Here is a 23,568-nt window from a genome sequence, read left to right on the forward strand (position 1 = left end):
TGTTAAAAGCAAAAGTGTTAAAGCGGTGGTGTTAAAACAGCTTAGCACCAGGCCGGCACTTTGCTTAGGCCGGCAAAACAAAACTGCCTGTCACACGCTCCTGACGCTGGGCCATCTGCTGCAGCGCGCTGCTTGATGTTTCCAGCTCCACCGCTTCACGTTGCACGCTATCGGCTATGTCGGACATGCTGACAACGCCGGTGGCTAATTCGGTGGCAACGTGACTCTGTTCACTGACGGCTTGCGCTATGGCCGCGGTCATATCTTTGATGCGATCAAGCCCCGCGGCTATGCCTTGCAGTGCATCGCTCGCCATGTCCGATTGCTCCACGCAGGAACCGGCAACGGTTTTGTTGCGCAGCATAATATCGGTGGCTTTTACGGCGCTGGCTTGCAGGTTGGCAATCATCTCGGTGATCTCAGCGGTGGATGCCTGGGTTTGGGTGGCGAGGGTGCGCACCTCATCGGCGACTACAGCAAAACCACGGCCTTGCTCACCGGCGCGGGCTGCTTCTATCGCCGCATTGAGTGCGAGCAAATTGGTCTGCGCTGCTATGCCATTAATGACCGATACAATCGAGCCTATGCCATCGGAATTTTTACGCAGGCTTTCAATCACAGTGGCTGCCACATTCAGTTCGTCATTGAGCGTGCCAATTAATTCTTTATTGCGATTTACCACTTGCTGGCCGGATTTGGTGGAGGAATAAATACTAAACACCACATTATTGGTATCGCGTGCATTAGTGGCGACCTCGCGCGCTGTTTGCTCCATTTCAGTCACCGCTGAAGCCAGTGTTTCTGCTTGCGCTTTTTGGTGATCAATCTGGCGGCGCGAATTGGAACTGATGCGGCTGGTGCCATCGGCCATTTGCAACAAGCTCGCGGTTTGTTGTTTAAGGTCGCGGATGATGCGTGTCAGGTTGCCAGTGAGTTTATCCAGCGATGCGGAAATTTCACCAAATTCCCCGGAGGATGATTTTTCATGATTATCGCGCAAATCATTTTGTGCGAGGGAGTCCAGCCGCTGCACCAATTGTTTGATGGGCTTGCGCACGCCCGACACCACTTTGGCAGCAACTGCAACACCCACCAACAGCGATACAAAAAATACTGTCCAGATAGTTGTGCCACCACTGGACAGTGCCGCTTTGGTGTGACTGCTGGAATTGTCCGAGAGCGATTTTAAATGTTGGTTTAACGCTTCCAGTTTTCCCATACTCACGGCTAACTGTTGCACCAGTTCGTCCAACAGCCGACGGCTTTCTGCTTCCGAGCGCAAGAGTTGTTGTTGCTGGAGTAACACACCGTCTTCAGCGGTGATATGTTTTTTAAGAATGTTAGTGACCTTTTGCAAAGGCTCGGCAACAGCGGGAAAACGCTTGCTAATAACCTGCACTTTGCGCGCAATATTTTGCCAAAAATAACCCAGCTCATTGGCGGTGGCAGCGAGCTGGCTTGGCTCGCGAATGGAGGGCACTTTTGCCAGCAGTGCCGATGCTTCATGTGCATCCTGCTCAACGGACGTTAATAACCAATTTACCGCCATATCGGCATCGGCCATATTAAAACGAATGTCTTTCATTTCAGCGCTGAAATATTGCCATTTATCTTCAAATTGTTTTAACGCGGCAAATTCGCTCTCCCTGGTGCGCAGCAATTGTTCATGGGCGCGCAGGTGAGCTTCAGCGCGCGCAAAGGTCAGGCTGGTGGTTTCATCCAGGGCGCCGAGCAGATCATCAACGTCGGGAAAATCGCTGGCGTATTCTTGTGCATCCTTAAATTCGCGTGCGTAACCTGCGCGGTATTCATTAAAGGTTGTTTGCAGTTTTTTCAGGTTGCGAATTTCCTGTTCGGCCGCGTGCTGGCTAACCGCTTGGGCTGCCCCTTGTAAATTTTGGGTTATCAACGCACTGGACTGTAATAAAGGTGTGACCAAACCGGAGGATAAATCGATATTACCCGATAGCTGCCGCTGACTTTTTACACTGAACGCGGCAACCAGTAATTGCAGCACCAGCAAAATCGCAAAACCAAAAATAACCTGCGCAACAATAGAAATATTTTTCATAACCAGGACTCCTAGTGATTAAAATTTTCTTTGGCTTGGCGCCAGCGTTTATTCCAGTACTGCATGCTGCCTTCAAAATCCGGGCTTATTAAAATATTGCGAATATAATTTCCGCTCATGAAATCCATGCCGGCTTTATTCGCCATACGAATAAAATCATTGCTCTCCGGCGCGGCCTGAATGATTTCTGGTTTATAGGCCATGTACTCGGTTAATTGCGGCATGGTGGCGCTGCGCGATTTATCGGTGGGGATAAAACCGGCTACGTCGGCAAAATTGGATTTGCTAATAATAAAATCGATCCAGGCTTTGGCCGCTGCCGGATGTTTGCTGTAGCGACTTACTGCCATGCCCCAATCAAAATTTAAAATCGCCTTGGGCGTTGCTGCGGCATCAAAAGGGAAGGGAATAAAACCAATGTCTGCACTGGGCATACCGGATTCAATTAATTGCGGGATGACCCAATTGCCCAGAAAAAAGAAGGCGGTTTTGTTGCTAATAAACTCGCGTTTGGACAGCTCCCAATTATTTAAAATGAAATCACTTTCACTGTAGCCTTTGGTAAATAAATCGTGCGCTATCTTGAGTGATTGGTAATAGGGTTTGCCCGGGTTGAAGGGCTGGCTGTCATCAATCATTTTTGCAAAGTAGTTGCCATCTTTTGCCAGCGCCATGACGGCTTTGTCCCACTGTTGCAAGGGCCAGGCGGCGCCTATGTTCATGGCGATTGGGGTTATGCCCGCCGCGTTGAGTTGGTCGGCCTGTGCCATCAACTCACTGAGTGTGGTGGGCGGCTGTTTGATGCCGGCGGTTTGCAATACGCGTTTGTTATACACCAGCCCTTCGGCAATAACGCCCTGGGTGTAGGCGTAGTGTTTGCCCTCGTAAGCCCAGTTGTCGGCAAAATAAATTTTATTGTCCAGCTGCAAATCGTTAAGCGGCACAAAATATTTTGGATAAGTTTGTTTGGGCATGTCGCGCGGCACCAGCATCACATCGCCGTAGTTGCGCGCTTCAAAACGTTTGGGCATGGCGGCTTCGTAATCGGCAATCGCCTCCACCCGCACGCGCACTTCCGGGTACTGGGCCTGAAATTCGCGCACCCAGCGCGCATAGTTGCCGTTATTGGCAAGATCCACACGGTTGGAATAAAAAACTATGTCGCCGTTAACGGCGGCTTGCGCCATGTTGGCGGTGAAGGCAATGGATACAACACCAAGGGCGATGCTAAACATGGAGGCCAAGCGGCTGAGCCACAGGTCAATGCGGGTAAAACGAGCCATAACCGAATCTCGCAAACAGATGATTATTATTTTGATCAGGTTGCCCCGGCACTCTGGCGGCAATCCTTATCGCTGCATGGCGCTTCAGCGGCGCTGCTGCTATGGGTTGTCCAGATAAATGCCGCTCGGCTGCTCCTGCATCAGGCCGCTGCGCATTAAAAATTGTTGATGGCTAGTGACCTCGCCACTGATGCGGCCAATGGCATTGCGCATTTGCGCCAGCTCTTCCACCACCAAATCCCGGTTAAACATCATGACTTTGGGGTGTTGATAGTGAGGCAACTGCTGAAACCCGGAGAACATGGATAGCCAGGACGTCATCTGGAAAAAATCGGCATCGCGGAAACGCAGGTTTGCCGTTTCGCGAAATTCCTGCAGTCGCTCGGCCAGTGTGGAAGGGATGCTGTTGTGCCGGCAGTCGTCCCAAAAGGCATCGCCCTCACGCTGGTTGAGGTGATAGTGGAGAATGATGAAGTCGCGCAGTTTTTCGGTCACGTCGCTCAGGGTGGCGTTGGCATAGTCGCTCAGGGCGCTGCAGTCACCGCGATGGGGGAAGTGATTAAACAAACAGTTCAGCGCGGTCTGGATCATGTAAATACTGGTGGATTCCAGCGGCTCCAAAAACCCGCTGGCCAAACCAATAGCAAACACATTTTTGTTCCAGGTTTTGCGCCGCATACCGGTGTTAAAACGGATGACGCGCGGTGCCGCGAGCGGCTTGCCCTGCAGGTTTTGTTCGAGTTCAACCAGCGCTTGTTCATCACTTAAGTGTTGGCTGGAATACACGTAGCCATTGCCGTGGCGGTGTTGCAAAGGAATACGCCACTGCCAGCCGGCACTGGCCGCCAGCGCGCGGGTGTAGGGCGGCAGCTGTCCTTGATGGTCGCAGGGCAGGGCGAGGGCGCGATCACAGGGCAGCCATTGGTTCCAGTGTTCGTAACCGGTGTGTAACGCCTCTTCAATCAGCAGCCCGCGAAAACCTGAACAGTCGATAAAAAAATCGCCCTCAACGGCTGTGCCATCGTCCAGTACCAGCGCCGTAATCATTCCGCTCGTGGGGCATTGGCGGCAGTGACTGATAGTGGCGGGCACATGGCTTACGCCGCGTGCGGTCGCAAAGCCCTGTAAATACTGCGCGAATAAACCGGCGTCAAAATGGTAGGCGTAGTTAAAGCGGGCCAGCTCGCTGGCATCGTCTTTGGAAAGGGCAAATTTGTGCTGGCGCGCCAGTTGCGCGGCGAGCGAATAATCGTCAATCGGGCCGGCCTTGCCGGAGTGGCGTGCGTAAGCCCAGTAGTGGTGGAAGGGAACCTTGGCAATACTCACCCCGAATGGGGCAAAAGGGTGGAAGAAGGCCGCGCCGGGTTTGTGCCAACCATCAAAATCGATGCCCAGCTTAAAGGTCGCTTTGGTGGCCAGGATAAATTCCCGCTCGTTAATTCCCAAGTCATTCAGGAAGAGTTTCATCGCGGGCACTGTGGCTTCACCCACACCGATAGTGCCGGTTTCCGGCGATTCAACCAGCGTAATCTTGAGTGGTGTATCGGCAAAACGTTTGGCAAAAAACGCCGCCGCCATCCAGCCGGCGGTGCCTCCACCCACAATAACTAATGAGGAGATAGGTTCTTGCATTGGGACCTCGCCGTTCAAAAGACGCATCATTCGGGTCTTGTTAACCTGCATGGGTTGGGGGGCGGAAACCCGCTCCCCAACCCCGGTAGTACAAGGTTAGAACTTGGCGTTCAGGCCCAGGGTAATGCGACGTTCAAAGGTGTAGTACTCGCTGCGGAAGTTTTCCCAACGTCTGTATTTGATGGAGTCCTCCTCCGTCAGGTTCTGCACATTCAGGTTGATGTTGAAGCTCTCGTTGATGTGGTAGGTGCTGCTCACATCCACATAGAGCGTTGAATCTTCCCAGGTGTCCAAACCGCCCACCAAACCTTCTTCACTGTTGCCTTGCAGTGGGTCCAGGGTCCAGTTGCTGAATTGGCCGTCGTATTTCTTGCCCAGGTAGTTAGCGGCAACGCGGAATTCAAAGCGGTCATCGTTGTACCAGAGCACCAGGTTGGATTGATCCTCGGCGGTAGAGTTGAACGGAATATCCGAGTTATCAAACTGCAGTTTTTGACCGTCTTTCTCGCTGGGCGAGTAGGTGTAGTTCCAGGTGATACCGGTGTTTGCGAGGAAGCCGGGCAGGAAGTCAAAGCTCTGCTGGTAGGACAACTCCACACCTTCTACCGAGGCGTCTTTGCCATTGATCAAGCGCTCCATAGTCGCGCCGTTACGCACCACACCATCGGAGTCCGCCAGCGGCGCTACCTTGGTTTCGGTGTCGGTGAAGCCGCCTATATCCATGTAGAAGAAGGTCAAACCGAGCAGCGCGCTGTCCGCCGGATACCACTCGGCACCCAGGTTGTACACATTTGCGCTCCAGGGCGCCAGATAGGGGTTGCCGCCCTCTTTCACGCTGCCGATAGGCTGGTAGCGCGAGCCGTCCGGCAGTTCGATCTGGCTTTGATAGGTCACATCAGTGCCTTCACCGAAGTTGTTCAGCGGCTGCAGCGAGGTGCGCTCGTCGTAGGAGAAGCGGATCTTATAATCATCCTCGAATGACAGGGTAGCGTTCAGGCTGGGCAGGAAGTGGCTGTGGCTAACCACAGTGGTGACATCGCCCAAATCCACAAAGTTGGTGTGGTTGACGTCGCGGCCGGAGATAACATCCGGGTCCATCTGCGCGGTATCAATCAGGTTCTTGGTGACGGTGATGGTGTCAGTCACGCGGCGCACACCCAGGTTACCGGACAGGTTAATGCCGGGGCGCAGGTCATTGGAGAAGTTGGCCTGCACATAGAAGGATTCACGCGATTCTTCGATGTGATAGGAGCGGTGCGGACGATCACGTTTCACATGGGTGGTGTCGTACAGCTCGTCCATAAACGCCACGTGATCGCCAACACGGCCCACGTCAATCATCGGGATGCTCACATCAAGCCCTTTCACACCGGCGCCAAAATTGGTCACGTTGCCGATATAAGGTGTCACATGGGCTTCATCCAGATTTACGCCGCGCACCGGTTCAAAGTTGATGCGTGGGTCAGTGGCCGGATTTTGGGTCGCACCGGTTTGGATGCGGTAATCCCAAATGGCGCCCTGCGGTGCAAAGTAGGGGGTGTAACCCGCTTCGTGGTACTTCACCAGCATCTCGTATTCCTGGCCATTGGCCGGGTTGTAAGCGGTCAGACCGGTGGGCATGAAGTAGTGGCTTTGGGTGCGGCTGGCTTCGCGGTCGGAGAAGCGCATGCCCACATCGAGCGAGGTAATACCTTCGTCGGCAAATTTGAAATTACCGTCAGCGCGCAGTACATCCAGATTCACGCTTTGACGTTCACCTTCCAACCAGCTGGAGTGGAAGTACCAAGCCGCCGGGTCAGCCAGACGTGCGCTGAAGGCCGGGTCGAAGCCCACGGTGACATCGCGCTTGTTGGCGTTGAAGGTGACCGGGTAGCGGTCGTCGATAAAACCGGGGTTAACCACACGGGTATCGCCGTTGGTGTTATACGCAATGCCATCCGCACCGCCGGGAGAATCGGCTTTTTGTGCCAGGATCAGGTTGCTGGTATTGCGCTTGGCTTTGGAGGTGACATAGCGCAGGCTGCCGGTAAAGGCGCCGCCGCCGTCGTATTTCAATTCCAAGCTGTTGTTGGCGGCAGAGGTGTCGCGGTAATCGGAGTTAACGCCGCCGCGCACACTGCCGTCCATCATTTTCTTCCAGCCAGTGGTGTAGAACTGGGCGTACATGTCCTCCTGGCCAACAGGGGTGATACCGTAAAGTTCGGTCAGGCGGTTGCGGTCGTAGTCTATGGCTTCTGCGCCCAGGTGCAGGTAGTTACCGGCCGCGACTTCATCCATCTTGTTGTAGAAGGAATCGAAGTTCAGCTCAAAGCTGTCATTCAGCTGGCTATTGAAGTTGTAGGCCAGACCTAAACGCTCGCGCTCGGTATCGTTTTTGTACAGGCGTGGGCCGTCCCAGTTGGACATGGTGAGGTAGCGGTCGGATTTATCGCCGTCGCCGTTGGCATCGCAGTTACAGCCCCAGCCTTCATCCTGCACCTCGTTACCGGCGCGGGTTTGCACGCTGTTGTCAGACACGGTTTGGTCGGCAAAGGAAAACGCCAGGGACATGGCGGTTTGGTCGTCCCAGTTAAAGCCCACCAGACCACTCACTTCGGGGTCGGTGGTTTTGGTGATGGAGCCTTCGCTGCCTTGCAGGCGCACCGAGCCGCTCAAGCCTTCATCCAAACTCAACGCACGGCGAGTCAGCAGGTCTACTGTGCCACCTATACCGCCCTCAAGGTGCTTGGCATTCATGGATTTGGCCACGTTAGAGCCAGAGATCAGCGCTGAAGGCACATCGCGGTAGTCGGCCTGGCTGTTGAGGATATTTTCAGCGGTCAGGAACAGCTCGCCATTCAAGGTGGTTAACACTTCGCGCGAGCCGCGAATACTGACCAGCGCGCCCTGACCGGCACTGCGCTGGATCTGGATACCAGTGACGCGCTGCAGCGAGTCGGCAATGGTGGAGTCGGGCAGTTTGCCAATGTCTTCGGAGGAGATGGAGTCAACAATTTCCGCTGAGTTGCGTTTGACATCAATCGCGCGTTCCTGGGCGGCACGCACCCCGGTCACCACGACCTCTTCCAAACTATTATCTTGCGCGTAGGCGCCGCTGATGCTGGAGGCAATCAGCAAGGGGAGCAGTTTCCGGTGAAAATGTGCAGTCGTTTTCATGCGTTGTTCCTCAATAGTTCTTCTTGTCTAACTTGTTATTAAATGTTGATCCCTTGATTCCGATGGCGCAGTAAGGCGCAAGCCCAGGTGGGTGTCAGGCAGTTATCTTCACCAAAGGATTTCAGAATCCTAGATGTAATCGTTTACATTTTCAAACCAAATTTATTCGTCAGATAGGTATTATTTTGTTTTTTATCACTGAATTTTGGGGTGGGCGATAGATGGTGGCGCTGGGGTCAGTTGTATAGGTAAATAAACAACTGAATGATTAATAAGAGATTTTTTTCATAAAAAAGCTGGCGGTGGGGTTTTTATTGGTAAAGCTTGGCGCCAAATTCATCACTTGTCTGGCGTCAGTGTAGATTTGTAAACGGTTACAAAATGTTACCTTGGGTGACAACATGGTGCGGGTGAATCGCCCCCGGCAACCTGAGTGGTTGGCCGGGGGCTGGTTGTATGGGGTGGGTTGCCGGGGGAAGTGTGGGCTAGGGCGGATTTAGTTGCACAGTTGGATGGCTTGTTTGGCCTGGGTATTGAGTTCGGTTTGCAGCTCGGGCGCTATGCGCAGCTGTTTGGCCAGCTCTTGCAGGTAGGCGCGCTCCATAAAGTTTTCTTCATCCACCATCAGTATGCTGGCCAGATACATTTCCGCGGCCATTTCCGGGCTAGTGGCGACAGCGGCAATGGCGGCGGGGTCGAGCGGTTTTTTTAGCTCCTGATCCATCCAGCCCAGCAGGTCGCGATCTTGGGTGAGTTTGCCAATTTCTTCATCAATCAGCTGGCGCTCGCGGTCATCCACATGGCCGTCTGCTTTGGCGGCGGCAATTAGGGCGATCAAAATCGCACGGCTGTGCTGTTCCGCCTGTGCCGGTGGCAGGCGATCGATGGTTTGTGGCGCGGGTGCGGCGGCGCCTTTTTGTTGGTTCTGCCAGTTGCCGTAGGCCTTGTAGGCAATCACGCCCAGCGCTGCCAAACCGCCGTAGGTGAGCACTTTGCCGCCCATCTTGCGGCCTTGTTTACTGCCCAGCAGCAGGCCAAGGGCGCCGCCTGCCAGCGCCGCGCCGCCTTTGCCAGAGAGCAAACCCGCCAGGCTGCCCAGTGGCGATGAATCGTTTTGGGGCTGGTTGTGATTGCTTGACTGGGAATTAGTCGAGGGTGGCCAGCCGCCAGCTTGGGCGCTGCCGCCTTTGTTCTGTAACAAATCGGAGCCGGCCTTGAGCAATTGATTTAAAAGGTTGGTCGTGTTCATCTTGCCTCCTGAGTGAACAGGCTATGTGCCTGTAATAAACCTGTGTGCATCTGCAATATACGTTTCTATGGGGCTTAAGACCGCAAAAGCAAACCAACTTGTGCGCCGGTCTTTGTAAAATAGTGTTTTGTTCGCCTCAGCCGTACAGCAGATCCTTATCGCTTTCACCTATTTCCGGACCTATGACCTTGCAAACCCAAACTACGCCCAAGCCACTGATTCCCACCAACATCATCACCGGTTTTTTGGGGGTGGGCAAAACCACCGCCATCAAACACCTGTTGCAGCACAAGCCGGAGGGCGAGGTCTGGTCGGTGCTGGTAAATGAATTTGGTGAAATCGGCATAGATGGCGCGCTGCTAAAAGAAACCAATGCGCATATTCGCGAGGTGCCGGGCGGCTGCATTTGTTGTGTTGCCGGGCTGCCGATGAAAATGGCGCTCAATATGCTGATCGCCCGCACCAAGCCGGATCGCCTGCTGATTGAACCCACCGGCCTTGGGCACCCGGAGGAGATCATCAACAGCCTGACCGGCGAGTACTACGACACAGTGCTGGATCTGCGCGCGACCTTGACGCTGGTGGATCCTCGCAAGTTAAGCGACGAGCGCTACACCAACAACGCCACCTTTCAGGATCAAATTGCGGTGGCCGATGTATTAATCGCCAATAAGGTCGATCAGTGTTCGCCGCTGGATCGCGCCAATTTCGACGATCTTGTCGCCAGTTTTGCGCCGCCCAAACAAGCGTCCTTTGCGGTAGAGCAGGGCGCGCTGCAACTGGACTGGCTGGATTACCCGCGTCAGCCGCATCAACTCAAGCACCCCGGCCTGCACACGGCAGGTAAGCCCAATCGCCTCAGCCCGCAGCGCGAGCTGTACAACGCGGCGATCAAATTGCCCGAGGGCGAAGAATTTGTGCGTCGGGAAAATAGCGGCCAGGGTTTTTACTCCTGTGGCTGGATGTTTCAACCCAGGGTGCAGTTTGACTTCAATCAACTCTTCGGCTGGATGACTGGCCTCGCGCTGGTGCGCGCCAAGGCGGTGATGAATACTGACCAAGGCGTTTACATGTTCAATGCCGAGCAGGGGGTACTCAGCGTCAAACCCCTGGATCTGGATGCTGAGCTGGATTTGTCCGACAGCCGTATTGAATTAATAGACGATAAACCGCTGGCGGTGGCGCAGTTGGAAGCCGTGTTAATGGCGTGCCGCCATGCCGCAGTTGATCAGGCCGGAGGGCCAGAAATATCACCAACTTAACGTTAATGAGCTAAGGTTAGTGATAGTGTGTATGCCTGCTTGTCCAAGGTATGGGCCGGCAACAAGGGCAACACCCGCCATAAAAGCAACAAACTATAAAGCCAACCGGATAGACGTTTAGAGGTCGATAAAATGATGTTACTGCTTTCACTACTCGCGATATGGATATTGGTTGCCATACTCACCTACCGTCAGGTGGCTTTGGCAGCGGCGTCATCGATTGTGATCATCGCCTGGCTGGTATTGGGCGTGTTCACCCCGACCCTGCTATCGCCCTGGCTGGTTGTGCCGCTGGCGGCAATCCTGGTGTTGTTAAATGTGGGGGCGGTGCGCCGCGCGCTGCTGACCAAACCCGTATTTGCGATGCTGAAAAAATCCATGCCTCCCATCAGCGCCACCGAGCGCGATGCGCTGGAGGCGGGCACTACCTGGTGGGAAAAGCAGTTATTCAGCGGTCGCCCAGACTGGAATGAATTTGCCGAAATCAGCCTGCCGCAACTGACCGCGGAAGAACAGTCGTTTATCGACAATGAAGTGAGTGAACTCTGCGCACTGTTGGATGAATGGAAAATCCAGAACGACCTCAAAGACCTGCCGCCGGAAGCCTGGCAATTCCTCAAAGACAAAAATTTCTTTGGCCTGATTATCCCCAAAGAATACGGCGGGCGCGATTTCAGCCCCTACGCGCAAAGCCGCATTATGAGCAAAATCGCCAGCCGCTCCGGCACCGCTGCTGTGACTGCCATGGTGCCCAACTCCCTTGGCCCCGGCGAACTCTTGGTGAAATACGGCACTGAAGAACAGCGCCAGCGCTGGTTGCCCGGTTTGGCTAACGGCACTGAAATTCCCTGTTTTGGTCTGACCGGCCCCGAGGCGGGTTCAGACGCCGGCTCGATCCCCGATACCGGCATAGTCTGCAAAGGCATGTTTGAAGGCAAAGAAGTCATCGGCCTGAAACTCACCTTCAGCAAACGTTGGATCACCCTGGCGCCCGTGGCTACGGTTGTCGGCTTGGCCTTCAAGGTCTATGACCCCGAAGGTCTATTGGGTGACCCCGGCAAAGTGGAATACGGCATTACCTGTGCGCTGATTCCCGCCAATCACCCCGGTGTGGAAATCGGCAAGCGCCACAACCCCGGCTCACCCTTTATGAACGGGCCCATCTACGGCACCGATGTGTTTATCCCGGTGGATTGGATCATCGGCGGCGCTGCTATGGCCGGTAAGGGCTGGCGCATGTTGATCGAGTGTTTGGGCGCTGGTCGCGGTGTATCCCTGCCCGCCTTGTCTACTGCCAGTGGTGAAATGAACTACCGCATGGTGGGTGCTTACGCGCGTATTCGCCGCCAGTTCAATACCGAAGTCGGCAAGTTCGAAGGTGTTCAGGAAGCGACAGCGGAAATTGCCGCTACCGGTTATACCCTTGAAGCTATGCGCCAATTTGTCACCAAGGGGCTGGAGACAGGTGCTCCCTCGGTGATGACGGCTATGGCTAAATACCATGCCACCGAGTTGATGCGGAAATCGGTAGAGCATTCGATGGATGTGGTGGGTGGCCGCGCTATCCAGAAAGGTCCACGCAACTTTTTGGTTGCTTCCTATCATTCGGTACCGGTGGCCATCACTGTGGAAGGCGCCAATATTCTTACCCGTTCGCTGATGATTTTTGGTCAGGGTGCTATGCGCTGCCATCCCTTCCTGTTTGAAGAAATGCAGGCCATGCAGCTGGAGAATAACAGCGAAGGGCTGAAAAAATTTGATCTACTCTTCACTGCGCATTTGGGCCATATCGCCAACAATATGTTGCGCACCAAGTTGCTGGGTTTCCTCGGCGGTCGTTTTAGCAGTGTGCCCGCCAATGCGGACGCTTTCAGCACCCGCTGGTATCAGCGGATTAACTTACTGAGTGCCGCGCTCGCATCTATGTCCGATATCGCCTTGGGTGTATTGGGTGGCAACCTCAAACGCCGTGAATTGCTCTCGGCGCGTTTGGGTGACGTGCACAGCCAGCTGTTTATCGCCTGTGCGATTTTGAAATTCCACTCGGCACACCCACGCACCCGCGCGGAAGATGCCCATGCGGAATATGCCTTGAATCGTGCGCTTTACATCGCCCAGGAGGCACTGCGCGATTTTGCCGATAACTTCCCGCTCAAAACCCTGGCCAAATTAATTCGTTTTGTGGCCATGCCCTGCGGCTACATAGTCAAAAAGCCAAACGATAACCTGGTGCGTGAATTGGGTGATTTGATTATGGAAGAGAACCCCGTGCGTCAAATGCTTGGCCAGTATCTCTATGTAAGCCATGACCCTGAAGATGCGTTTGGCCGTGTGGAGAGCACCTATCAGACTCTGTTGTCCCTTGGCCCTGTGTGGCACGCTTTCCTCAAAGCCAAAAACACCGGCAAGATCAGCGGCAATAGCACTGAAGAGTTGGCCAAAGATGCAGCGGCCAAAAACATCATCCAGCCGCAAGATGTCGCGCGGGTTGTGGATTATGACGCGCGCCGCTTTGACTGTTTAATCACCGATGCTTTCGACAAGCTGTAAGTGATCGCCCTGTAAACGCAAAAACCCGCTACGGCGGGTTTTTTTATGGCCAGGTATTGGAGTTTAGTGTTTAAAGTGGGGGGGGCAGTGTGCGGCTTAGTCTGCCAACACTGAACAATTGCGGCCCTGGGCTTTGGCTTGGTAGAGGGCTATATCTGCCCGCTTGAAGGTCTCGTTAAAATCCTCGCCCGGCACGCGGTCACTCACGCCAAAACTGGCGGTCACAAGTACGGGGTTGTCTGGCTCAAACGCAGAGTCTTGTATTGTCAGGCGAATTTTTTCTGCCATGGCAATGGCAAACGCTTTGGGCTTATTGGGTAAAATCACAATAAATTCTTCGCCGCCCCAGCGCCCCAAATAATCTTTGCGGCTGATGGCTTTGCCAATGATGCGAGCCACTGCCTGCAGAATCCGGTCGCCGGTGTCATGTCCACGCCTGTCATTGATGCGTTTGAAATGGTCTATGTCGATCAGGATCAGGGAGAAGTCCGGACTATCAGGCGCTTCACTTTCGCTCTCCTTGAGCGCGACCAGCGTGTTAACAACTTGGTCTATACCAAAACGGTTGTAGGTTTGGGTGAGCGGGTCAACGGTAGAGAGCCGGCGGAACTTGTCGGTTTCACGGCGCAGTTCGGTGTTGTCTTGATTAAGGGTATTAATTACCTGCACATCGTGTTTGCTTTGCGCGCGCAGCTGTACCAACCTCAACACTGCATAGCTAAAAATGCCTAGCAGCCACATCACCAGAATGCCCAAGTACCAATGTTCGGCACTTATCCATTCGCCATCAAATTCCAGCTTCTCAATGCGTATTTCATAATCTCCGCTGGCCAGTGCCTCGGTGTAATCTATGCCCAGGGTTTTTATGTTGTTGAGTTCAGGGGGCGCCAATTGGCGCGGTATATTAAGCTGGTCAAGCCACCAGTCGGCCACTCTGAATTCGTCGAGGCCAATACGGATTTCCTGCCCGAGGTCGCTTGCAGCCAGATTGACCGACATGAATTTGGTGCTGTTGCCGTCTTCAAGGTTTGCATAGGCTGGGTTGAAATTGCGTAGCGATAAGCGGATTTTCTTGGCATTGCCCCAGTGACTGAGTTTTATATTCAAGTGCGAATAGCCAGATAAGTCCAAACCTTTGGTTGGCTCTGTAGAGTAAAACAACAGCCCCAGGCTGCAGGGAAAATAGCTGCCATCCGGCGCGGGGAAACGGCAGCGCCAATGGAAGTTCTGTTCATCTACCCACTGCGCGGCTGAACTACCGTCGGGCAGCGTACCGGCGTGAAAATAATATTCCGTTTTGGCGTTGGGAATGAGAAGCAAACGTTTCTTGGGGAGGAATTGCTGCAGCGCTAACAGGCAAGCTGTTACGAGAATGCCGATAATCAGGAACGAGTTGAACCGTTTGTCGTTCATTGCGCTGCAAAAACCTTGAACAAATTAGCCCCTAGTATTGATTATTTTTCCAACATTGCCACTCAAATTGTCAGGATTTGGGTAATTTGTGCATGCTTGCAAATAATGAGTGTCGTGCCAGCGACGGTAAACCTTGTTGACAGCGCTATAATGCCTGCAGATTTCCATTTTCTTCGTTTATTCACACAACCTGCATTTATCTATGAATCTGCTCATTACCGGCGCCAATGGTTATGTGGGGCGATATCTCTGCCCTTTATTGATTGCCGATGGGCACCATGCCATCACCTTGACGCGCAAGGCCTGGCATCAGCCGCCGGCAAGAAATTATCTGTGGGAGGCGGGGGTGATGCCCGCGCTGCAGGGCGTGGATCTGGTTATTCATCTTGCAGCATTAGCTCATCAGGCTGGCCCTGAATCGCCGGAAACGGCCGCGCTTTATCACGCTGTAAATGTGGAGCAAACCCGCCAGCTCGCCAGTGCGGCGCTGGCGCAGGGCGTCAAACGTTTCATATATCTCAGTAGCATTAAAGTTAATGGCGAATCGACTGACTGCAGCCCCTACCGGTACGACACCCAGCCGCAGCCGGAGGATAGCTATGGTCGTTCCAAATGGGCGGCAGAGCAGGTGTTGCATGAGTTGCTGGATGGCTCAACAACTGAGCTGGTCATTATCCGCCCACCATTAATTTGGGGGGGTGAGATGAAGGGTAATCTTGCGCTACTGCAGCGATGGGTACGCTGGCGTCTGCCGCTCCCTTTTGGCGGTATCCACAATCGGCGAGACCTGGTGTCCATCGATAACCTGTGCAGTTTAATCCGGCTGGTGTTGGATCACCCGCAGGCTGCAGGTCAGACACTGTTGGTCAGCGATGGTGTGACGCGTAACACGGCGGATATTGTCCGTCTGGTGAGCGCGGCTGGCGCCGTATCGCCGTTAATTATTCCCTGTCCCGCATGGCTATTCAGGTTATTTACTTATTTACCAGTTGTTGGTGCGCGTTTGAAAAAACTGACTGGCAATCTGGAGGTGGATATAACGCCCACCTGCGAACGCTTGGGGTGGCGGCCATTGCTATTAGACCGCGGCGCAAAAAGCTGACAAATTGTTACGGCTGCTAACTATCAAAGCCATGGTGCACTTGATACCATCCTTTACCTGATTGGTTCAGGTCTGATAGAGCGAATGAAAACGTCCCTCATCCTCAAATTTCTTAATGCCCCTCGTCCTTTAAAACGGCTTATTTCAATCGCTTACGATGCTTGTGCGATAGTCATATCCTTTTATTTGGCCTATGCCTTGCGCCTTGGAAATTTGTCCGTGCCGGTTGAGCAGTCTCTGGTGTTCTGCCTCGCGTTTACCCTTGTGGTTTCTATATTCACCTTTATCCGCATGGGACTTTACCGCGCCATATTGCGGTACATGACCCAGCACGCAATGGTCACCATCTTCACCGGCATACTGATTTCCAGTTTGGCGATGACCCTGAGTGCATTTTTCTTTCAGGCATTTTTACCGCGTTCAGTCCCGATAATTTACGTTTTTACCACTCTGATTTTGATTGGCTTGCCGCGTCTGGTGTTCCGCAACGTGGTCAAAATGGTTACCCCCAGGGGCAATATTAGTGTGGTGATTTACGGCGCCGGCGAGACAGGGAACAACCTTGCTAATCAGTTGCGCTTGAGTGGGGAATTTAATCCCGTTGCTTTTGTGGACGATGAAAAGCGTCTGCATGGCAGTGTGCTCAGTGGCCTCACGGTATACCCGCCGCACAAACTGGCATCGATTATTGAACAGCACTCGGTCACCCGCATTTTATTGGCGCTAGGTAATATCAGTCGGCATGATCGGGTGCGCATTATTCGCTACCTTGAGCCGTTATTAGTACAGGTGCAAACCATCCCCCCGGTTACCGATATAGTTAAAGGTGTTGCCCGCATTAATGAACTGCGCAACATCCAGATTGAAGACCTGCTCGGGCGCGATCCGGTTGAGCCAGATCCGGTTCTCATGAGCAAAAATACCAGTGGCAAAATTGTCATGGTGACAGGGGCCGGTGGATCAATTGGTTCTGAGCTTTGTCGCCAGTTAATCAAACTTAAACCGCTCAAGATTATCTTGTTTGAGCAAAATGAATTTAATTTGTATCGCATAGAAAAAGAGTTGGCTGCCCTGCAGTCGGGCGTAGTTCCACCTGTAGAGTTAGTTGCGCTGCTGGGTTCTGTGCAAAATTTCGCGCTGCTGGATTTAGTGATGCGCCAATTCGATGTGCATAGTGTGTATCACGCCGCTGCTTACAAACATGTACCCATGGTGGAGCAGAATATAATCGAGGGTGTAAAAAATAACCTCTTTGGTACCCGCAATGCTGCTGAAGCGGCGCTGCGCAATAACGTCAAGAACTTTGTGCTTATTTCTACAGACAAAGCAGTGCGCCCCACCAATATCATGGGCGCCTCAAAACGTTTGGCTGAGTTGGTTCTGCAAGATTTGGCATCGCGCCCGTCCAAAACGATTTTCAGTATGGTGCGTTTTGGCAATGTGCTGGATTCATCCGGTTCTGTTGTGCCGCGTTTTCGCGAGCAAATCAACAAAGGCGGCCCCATCACCGTCACACACAAAGATATAGTTCGCTACTTCATGACTATCAGCGAAGCCGCGCAATTGGTTATCCAATCCGCGTCCATTGCGGAAGGTGGTGATGTATTTGTATTGGATATGGGCGAGCCAGTAAAAATTCTCGATCTCGCACGCGAAATGGCGCTCTTGTCCGGCTATAGCATTAAGGATGAACACAATCCTCACGGAGATATTGAAATCAAATTTACTGGCTTGCGTGCGGGTGAAAAGTTATACGAGGAATTGCTTTGCGGTGAAAACTGCGAAGGTACAGTTCATCCGCGTATCATGCGTGCCAAAGAAAAGAAAATGTCGGCCAGTGATTTGGATGCCTTGCTTACTCAAGCAAAAATATTTTGCGAAGGTTACCGCTATCAGGAATTGTTCAGCCTGATTGTGGATTCAGAAGCTGATTTCGATCCGCTCTATGAAATCAGTGATCTCATGTATAAAACCAAAAAAGAAAACGCCAAATTATTGGTGATTCCTGGTGCCTTGGACAAAGCAGATAAAAAAGCCATGCTGGAGTAGCAAGTGGACAGCATGGATATTCCCGCCCGCTCGCCGGTACGGCTTAGCATTTCTTGTGTTAGTTATGCGCTCGATGCTCCTGTGCTCATTGCCACGCTTGAGTCTCTGGTGCAAGCCTGCGTTTTTGCAAAGCAAAGTGGCCTGTTAACTGAGGTGCAGCTTTTTCTTATCGATAACGGCCCCGATCAAAACAATAAAAATGCATTGCAGGAGATTCAAGAGGCCTTTGCCCGGCAGTTTGATCACATCACTTTGCTCAGTGGTCATGGCAATCTGGGGTACGGGCGTGGTAACAACCTCGCACTGTTGCAGACAAATTGTGACTATCATTTGGTGCTGAATCCTGATGTTTTGCTGGCGCGCGATAATTTGCACATTGCCCTCGCCTATATGCAGCAACAAACAGATGTTGCGCTCCTTGCGCCTGATGGTGTTGGTGAGCAGGGCGAACGCCAATTCCTGGCTAAACGCCATCCTTCTTTTTTAGTGCTGCTAGCGCGGGCAACCCGTCACCCATGGCTGTGTAAAAAAATCAAAACACAAATGGATGCCTATGAATATCGCGACTTGATTCCCGCCGTGCAACCGCTGGATATAGAGTTAGCAAGTGGTTGTTACATGCTGTTGCGCACGCCGATGGCGCGTCAAGTCGGTGGTTTTGATCCGGCTTTTTTTATGTATTTTGAGGATTTCGATTTAAGTCGCCGTATTGCCAGAGTGGGGCGCGTAAGGCACCATCCTGCAGTAAAAATAATTCATTTTGGCGGCGAAGCTGCAAAAAAAGGCGGCGGCCACACGCGTCTATTTTTGACATCCTATATCAAATTTTTAATTAAGTATTTTTTAAAATAACTCTGGAGTTGATCTTCGGTGCTGCAATAGCTAGACCGATAAATATTTTTACGTTTAATAATTCTCAAGTGAAGCAAATCAATGAGCGAACACAATAAAGCCGTTGCTGTAGTAATTCCTTGTTACAAGGTGACACGCCATATTATGGATGTTATCGCGGCTATACCGCCGCTGGTGTCGCGTATTTATGTGGTGGATGATTGTTGCCCTGATAAGTCAGGGGCGTTTGTTCAAGAGAATAATCGCGATCCACGTGTGGTCGTGCTGTTTAATGAAAAAAATAAAGGTGTCGGCGGCGCGGTCATGGCTGGCTACCGGGCTGCAATAGCAGACCAGATGTTAATCGCGGTAAAAGTGGATGGCGATGGGCAAATGGATCCAGCCCTGATTCCGGAATTTATCGAACCTATTTTGCACGGTGAGGCTGACTACACCAAAGGCAATCGCTTTTTCAATCTCGAAGAAATTCATCAGATGCCTAAAGTGCGTGTGTTTGGCAATGCGGTATTGTCGCTGTTAAATAAATTGTCCTCCGGCTATTGGGATATTTTTGATCCAACCAATGGTTATACCGCCATTCACGTCGATGTGTTAAAAAAAATGTCCTTCGCCAAAATTAGTGAGCGTTATTTTTTTGAATCAGACATGTTGTTCCGCCTGAATACCCTGCGCGCAAAAGTAGTGGATATTCCTATGGATGCACATTATGGCGACGAAGAAAGCCAGCTAAAAATCGGCAAGATTATTGGCGACTTTACTAAAAAAAATATCAGGAATACCTGCAAGCGAATTTTCTACAATTATTTCCTGCGCGATATGTCGGTTGCCTCGATTGAATTGGTGCTGGGTTTATTCCTGTTGGTATTTGGCTTGATTTATGGGAGTTATCACTGGGCTGCCTCGGCGCAAGCCGGTACTACAACACCGACAGGGACTGTGATGCTGGCGGTTTTGCCGATTGTTATTGGGGTGCAACTTTTGTTGTCCTTCCTGTCTTACGACATCGAAAATGTGCCGCGTCGGCCGATTCACCGGCGCCGATGACTAGCGAGGGTGCAGTCTAGTGTTACAGCTATGAGCTTAGCCGTGCCATTTGTTGCCCTATCACATAGTGGGATAGAATCCTCTTCCTTTGAAGTCCTCAACAATGGGGTATTTCCCCCGTTTGCTTAACGAGTATCCATTGAAAATAATACCTTCCCCCATGTTTGTCTTATGGCATAACAGGCGCTTAATTCTCTTGTTAACAGTCAGGGAGCTGGGTTCCCGCTTTGCTGGTGCTTTGTTTGGTCGCCTTTGGTTGTTTATTGCACCATTAGTGATGTTAGGTATGTATGCCTACTTTTTCGGTGAAATCCTGCAGGCAAAGTGGAGTATCGGTGGTGGAGAGGACAGTCTGACAAGTTTTGCAATGCTGATTTTTTCTGGCCTGATCATCCATCAGTTTTTCTCTGAGTGCCTCATTAAGGCACCTGATTTGGTGCTTTCAAACCCGAACTATGTAAAAAAAGTCATATTCCCGCTGGAAATTTTAGCTGTGGTGACCCTGTTATCAGCGGTGATTCAGTTGTTCATCGGGTCGTTTATATTGTTGTTAGTTTTTGCGATTAAGAATCAGGTTGTTAGCTATTCCTGGTTGTTTTTTCCACTTGTTTGCCTGCCGTTATTTTTACTAACAATCGGCCTTGTGTGGATATTTGCTGCTTTAGGTGTATTTTTGCGCGATTTGCGCCAGGTTATGCAGTTTGTTTCCACGCTTACACTTTTTATGAGCCCGGTGTTCTATCCAATGGACAGACTGCCTGAACAGCTACAATTTTTGACTTATGTGAATCCTTTGATTATTGCTATAGAGCAAACCAGAATGGTCATATTCCAAGGTGTTCCGCCCGACTGGATTGTCTTGGGTGGTTATAGCGCGGCATCGCTACTGATTTTCCTTATCGGATACTACTTTTTCATGCGGAGCAAATCGGCTTTTGCCGATGTGCTCTGATTGGAGGCTTAGTGGTTAACTCAAGTCACAATCAAACATCCGACCCCTCTGCTGACGATTTTAGCGTTATGTTGCTCGGGCAGATTCTGGTGCATCTGAACTATATCCAAGCTCGCGATTTGGACAAGGCGCTCGTAGTCCAGCAGCAGGTGGGTGGCAGAATTGGCGCCATCTTGATGAGAGCAGGCAGTCTATCTGAGGCCAATCTACTCGAGGCGTTAACGCTCCAGTTAGGATTCAAAATACTCGGACGAGATCTGGATATACCTACTGCCGAGCAACTTCTCGAAGCGGTCGATGTACTGCAACTCAACATTCTTTGGTTGTTGCAACATGAGGCTGTCGTTTGGCGCATTGATACATCAATATACTGTCTGTCGCGCGATCCTCTGTCTAGCTTGCTCGACGAGACTCTCAGTCGCAAATGCCCACAGTCGGTTGAATATTGTCTGGCGCGCTCCCAAGTTCTGGACACACTGCTAAATCAATTGCGTAGTCATCAGCGAGAGCAAGGGTTGGACGTAACCCTGGATACCGATATCCAGCATTTGAGGGAAATGGCCGAGGAGGCGCCGGTAATTGAGCTGGTTAATAACATCATCTCCCAGGCCATGGAGGAACGGGCTTCCGATATTCATATCGAACCTGAGGCTGATACCTTTGATGTTCGCTATCGGATAGATGGCATCATGTTTACGCGGAGAACACTTCCCAAGCCCAGGTACCACGCCGTTGCATCCCGGCTGAAATTAGTGTCTGGAATTGATATCGCCGAGCGCCGTCTGCCGCAGGATGGGCGCATTGGTATGCGCATTAATGGTCAGGAGCTGGATATCCGTGTTTCATCGCTTCCAGGGGTCAATGGGGAATCCATTGTTATGCGCTTGCTGCCGAAAGAGCGGCAGGATCTGATGCTTGAAAAGCTCGGTTATCTGGATGACCACTTGCGTCTTCTGCGTGACTGGGTGAGTCAACCTCATGGTATCGTTTTGGTAACCGGACCTACAGGTTCCGGTAAATCGACAACTCTCTATTCAGCCTTGGACGAATCAAATGATGGCGTGCGAAAGATCATCACGGTAGAAGATCCAGTTGAATTCAGGCTCCCGCATGTTACGCAAGTTCAGGTGCATAGCGATATCGGCCTAACCTTTGCTGCCGCGTTGCGCTCCATTCTGCGGCAAGACCCGGATGTTATTATGATCGGCGAAATTCGCGATTTGGAAACTGCGGAAATTGCGGTTCAGTCTGCCCTCACTGGTCATTTGGTTTTGTCTACGCTGCACACTAATGATGCTATGAGTGCATTCACTCGCCTTATCGATATGGGTATAGAGCCGTTTTTGGCTGCCACACCGATAATTGCAGTCCAGGCGCAGCGTTTGGTACGTAAACTCTGTAGCTGTAGCCAGCCATCAAATGTTCCTATCCAGATTGATCATAAGGTGGCGCCCTTTGTGTCCACCTTGTTTCCCGGGCAGGTTGCTAACTGGCGTAGACCAGTGGGCTGCAAAGACTGCCAGCACACAGGTTATCGTGGACGTATAGGTATTTACGAGTTGGTTGGTGTCACCGAAAATATCCGCAACTCGGTGTTGGATCGCGCATCTCTCTCAATTTTGCAACAGCAGGCAAGAGCTGAAGGTTTCAGGGACTTGGCTACCGATGGCTTGATCAAAGCATGGTTGGGTATAACGACCGCCGAGGAAGTGCATAGAGTGACGAGTATGCACACATGACACAGCAATTCAAATATCGCGCTGTTGATCTCAATGGGAAAGAACTCAGTGGAGAGTTGGGAGCAGCTTCTGAAAGGGAAGCGCTTTCAAGCTTAACTGCTCAGCAATACACCGTTATTGAAATTGAGCCCGTCGGCTTTGTTGTTGATAAGGACCAGCAGAGCAAACAAAAGCTTTCCACGCAAGACATAATCACAGCACTCTACGAACTGGCGGCAATGCTCAACTCAGGCGTGAGTGCCGCAGAGGCTGTGGGCTCACAAGCGGTGGCTGCGGCACATCCAAAACTGCGCTGGGCTTTCAAGTTAGCTTCAAAAACGCTTCGTCACGGGGGAAGTTTTGAGCAAGCAGTATTGGCATCAGGTCTACCTTTGCCTGCTTATGTTCACTATCTGGTTCGTGCGGGTGAGTTAACAGGTCAGTTGGGGCCTTCGTTGAGCGATGCTTGCGCCCAAATGCAATATGAAATGGAGGTGCGCAACGAGACCCGAAATGCACTGATATACCCATCGATTTTAGTATTGTCAGGCATTGCAGCTGTTTTGATGATGTTCGTATATGTTGTGCCCAGCTTCACCAACCTTCTCGAGCAGGCAGATCGTTTGCCATTTTTGGCTTGGGCGGTTTTATCTGCGGGTAAATGGGCAAATGAAAACTTTATTCTACTTTTACTTATTCTTGTCTCGCCACCGCTTATTCTATTTTACCTTTGGGTTACCCCGGCATTTAAAGTGCGATTACTCGAACAGGTTGAGAAATTGCCTGTCGTAGGTGATTGGATATCACAAGCAGATGTCGGTGTCTGGTCCAAAGTGCTTTCTTCGCTCATACGCAACAGAGTTGATCTCATTCAGGCGCTGGAGCTAGCTGCTGAATCAGTACGCATGCCCTCGCGTAAGCGTCGGTTAAATAAAGTTAAAAATGCTGTACGTGCGGGAGAGCCGCTATCAGTAGCGCTTGAATCCAATCAATGCCTCACAGCAACGGGGTACAATCTTGTGCGTGTTGGTGAGAGGGCGGGAAAACTTGAGGAAATGCTAAATGCGCTTGCGAATCTCTATACACTGCAGGGTCAGCAACGCATGAAAAAGGTACTCATACTGATTGAGCCCTTGGCAATTCTCCTTATTGGGCTGGTTATGGGAACCATTATTATTGGTATTATTTTGGCGATAACCAGTGCTAACGATATTCCTCTGTAATCCAGTTTCAAT

Annotated in this window: 15 protein-coding genes; 9 read left to right on the top strand and 6 right to left on the bottom strand. The window is 51.7% G+C overall.

All coding sequences use genetic code 11. From position 1 onward, the window contains the following. Positions 1 to 64: 64 nt before the first annotated feature. The 5 genes from ACFODX_RS05210 to ACFODX_RS05230 form a co-directional block, all read right to left on the bottom strand. The gene (locus ACFODX_RS05210; RefSeq protein WP_378116753.1) at positions 65 to 2,071 is read right to left on the bottom strand and encodes a methyl-accepting chemotaxis protein; all 2,007 of its coding nucleotides are present in this window, start codon (positions 2,069 to 2,071) and stop codon (positions 65 to 67) included. Positions 2,072 to 2,082: 11 nt separating this feature from the next. After that, a complete protein-coding gene (locus ACFODX_RS05215; protein ID WP_378116755.1) occupies positions 2,083 to 3,354 on the bottom strand; it encodes an ABC transporter substrate-binding protein in 1,272 nt (423 codons plus the stop codon). A 99-nt stretch (positions 3,355 to 3,453) separates the two neighbouring features. Then, positions 3,454 to 4,986, bottom strand: a complete 1,533-nt coding sequence (locus ACFODX_RS05220) for a tryptophan halogenase family protein (RefSeq protein ID WP_378116757.1) — start codon at positions 4,984 to 4,986, stop codon at positions 3,454 to 3,456. A 96-nt stretch (positions 4,987 to 5,082) separates the two neighbouring features. Next, on the bottom strand, positions 5,083 to 8,142 hold the full coding sequence (locus tag ACFODX_RS05225; RefSeq protein WP_378116759.1) for a TonB-dependent receptor: 3,060 nt from the start codon (positions 8,140 to 8,142) through the stop codon (positions 5,083 to 5,085). Between the two features lie 496 nt (positions 8,143 to 8,638). Then, positions 8,639 to 9,391 carry a tellurite resistance TerB family protein gene (locus ACFODX_RS05230; RefSeq protein WP_378116761.1) on the bottom strand — a complete coding sequence of 251 codons (753 nt, stop codon included), beginning with the start codon at positions 9,389 to 9,391 and terminating at the stop codon, positions 8,639 to 8,641. 182 nt (positions 9,392 to 9,573) lie between these two features. On the opposite strand from ACFODX_RS05230, the gene ACFODX_RS05235 reads away from it, so the two are divergent. Both ACFODX_RS05235 and ACFODX_RS05240 read left to right on the top strand, forming a co-directional pair. Further along, positions 9,574 to 10,653: a CobW family GTP-binding protein gene (locus ACFODX_RS05235; protein WP_378116763.1), complete on the top strand. Its 1,080-nt coding sequence runs from the start codon at positions 9,574 to 9,576 to the stop codon at positions 10,651 to 10,653. Positions 10,654 to 10,785: 132 nt separating this feature from the next. After that, positions 10,786 to 13,203, top strand: coding sequence for an acyl-CoA dehydrogenase (locus ACFODX_RS05240; RefSeq protein WP_378116765.1), 2,418 nt, complete (start codon positions 10,786 to 10,788; stop codon positions 13,201 to 13,203). A gap of 96 nt (positions 13,204 to 13,299) precedes the next feature. Here the strand turns inward: ACFODX_RS05240 and ACFODX_RS05245 are convergent, their stop codons facing one another. Then, the gene (locus ACFODX_RS05245; RefSeq protein WP_378116767.1) at positions 13,300 to 14,616 is read right to left on the bottom strand and encodes a GGDEF domain-containing protein; all 1,317 of its coding nucleotides are present in this window, start codon (positions 14,614 to 14,616) and stop codon (positions 13,300 to 13,302) included. A 202-nt stretch (positions 14,617 to 14,818) separates the two neighbouring features. Here ACFODX_RS05245 and ACFODX_RS05250 point away from each other — a divergent pair, with 202 nt between their 5' ends. From ACFODX_RS05250 to ACFODX_RS05280, 7 genes are all read left to right on the top strand, one after another. Further along, positions 14,819 to 15,718 (top strand): NAD-dependent epimerase/dehydratase family protein, encoded by a 900-nt coding sequence (locus ACFODX_RS05250; protein ID WP_378116769.1) that lies wholly within the window; start codon positions 14,819 to 14,821, stop codon positions 15,716 to 15,718. An 84-nt stretch (positions 15,719 to 15,802) separates the two neighbouring features. After that, positions 15,803 to 17,767, top strand: coding sequence for a polysaccharide biosynthesis protein (locus tag ACFODX_RS05255; RefSeq protein ID WP_378116771.1), 1,965 nt, complete (start codon positions 15,803 to 15,805; stop codon positions 17,765 to 17,767). 12 nt (positions 17,768 to 17,779) lie between these two features. After that, the gene (locus ACFODX_RS05260; RefSeq protein ID WP_378116968.1) at positions 17,780 to 18,619 is read left to right on the top strand and encodes a glycosyltransferase; all 840 of its coding nucleotides are present in this window, start codon (positions 17,780 to 17,782) and stop codon (positions 18,617 to 18,619) included. Between the two features lie 81 nt (positions 18,620 to 18,700). Next, the gene (locus tag ACFODX_RS05265) at positions 18,701 to 19,663 is read left to right on the top strand and encodes a glycosyltransferase family 2 protein (RefSeq protein ID WP_378116773.1); all 963 of its coding nucleotides are present in this window, start codon (positions 18,701 to 18,703) and stop codon (positions 19,661 to 19,663) included. 88 nt (positions 19,664 to 19,751) lie between these two features. After that, positions 19,752 to 20,615: an ABC transporter permease gene (locus ACFODX_RS05270; protein WP_378116775.1), complete on the top strand. Its 864-nt coding sequence runs from the start codon at positions 19,752 to 19,754 to the stop codon at positions 20,613 to 20,615. A gap of 11 nt (positions 20,616 to 20,626) precedes the next feature. Continuing rightward, entirely contained in the window at positions 20,627 to 22,354 is a 1,728-nt protein-coding gene (locus ACFODX_RS05275; protein WP_378116777.1) for a GspE/PulE family protein, read from the top strand. Further along, positions 22,351 to 23,556: a type II secretion system F family protein gene (locus tag ACFODX_RS05280; RefSeq protein WP_378116779.1), complete on the top strand. Its 1,206-nt coding sequence runs from the start codon at positions 22,351 to 22,353 to the stop codon at positions 23,554 to 23,556. Before ACFODX_RS05275 ends, ACFODX_RS05280 begins: the two co-directional genes overlap by 4 nt. The last annotated feature ends 12 nt before the right edge of the window (positions 23,557 to 23,568 follow it).

It is taken from the genome of Cellvibrio fontiphilus (genome assembly GCF_042646205.1).
GTDB classification, from domain to species: domain Bacteria; phylum Pseudomonadota; class Gammaproteobacteria; order Pseudomonadales; family Cellvibrionaceae; genus Cellvibrio; species Cellvibrio fontiphilus_A.